This window comes from Neobacillus fumarioli NBRC 102428 (assembly GCF_001591485.1).
Classification (GTDB): Bacteria; Bacillota; Bacilli; order Bacillales; family Cytobacillaceae; genus Neobacillus; species Neobacillus fumarioli.
The window spans coordinates 1-601 of the sequence record NZ_BCUZ01000275.1; the positions used below are offsets into that span (position 1 = coordinate 1).

The window sequence follows — 601 nt, forward strand, 5'->3', positions numbered from 1 at the left end:
CAGGCTGACCAAGGCGCTTCCGCTTTTCTTATTGAATCGCACCATTTTCTTTTGCGAGTTGTTCAAAAGATTTAGTTGAAGAGGTTACAAGGATCTTTGTTCCCAATGGAATCAGCGGATATAACGAGCTGACCGCTTCATTTTGCATCCGGATACAGCCCTGGGATACATATTTTCCGATGGAAGCAGGCTGATTTGTTCCATGCAGACCGTAAATTCTGCCATTTGTTCCTTTTGCATCAAACCCAATCCACCTGGTACCAAGCGGATTTCTTGGATCACCTCCCGGAATATTTCCTCGGATATAATAAGGATTCTTTGCTTTCACAGTGATCGTAAAAAGGCCTTCCGGTGTCAAATCCTTTGTCTTGCCCGTTCCAACCGAGATAATCGTCTGTACTCTATTTTCATTAATAAATGCCAGTTCATTGGTTCTTTTATTGACAATCACAAATGGATCACCATGCATTGGGTTAGATCCTAACGGCCAAATCGGGGAAATGACAAAAGCAAAAAGAATCATAGCTATTAATTTCTGCAAAATTTTCCACCTGCCTTTTTCCCTGTAGTTTTCCACCATTTCTTAAAATCATTCATCAAA

At 40.9% G+C, this 601-nt stretch carries 1 protein-coding gene; it reads right to left on the reverse strand.

Annotation, left to right across the window (positions count from 1 at the left end; translation table 11 throughout):
- Nucleotides 1-28 precede the first annotated feature (28 nt).
- Nucleotides 29-523 (reverse strand): L,D-transpeptidase, encoded by a 495-nt coding sequence (locus BFU02S_RS16145; protein ID WP_157075979.1) that lies wholly within the window; start codon nucleotides 521-523, stop codon nucleotides 29-31.
- Between the last annotated feature and the right edge of the window lie 78 nt (nucleotides 524-601).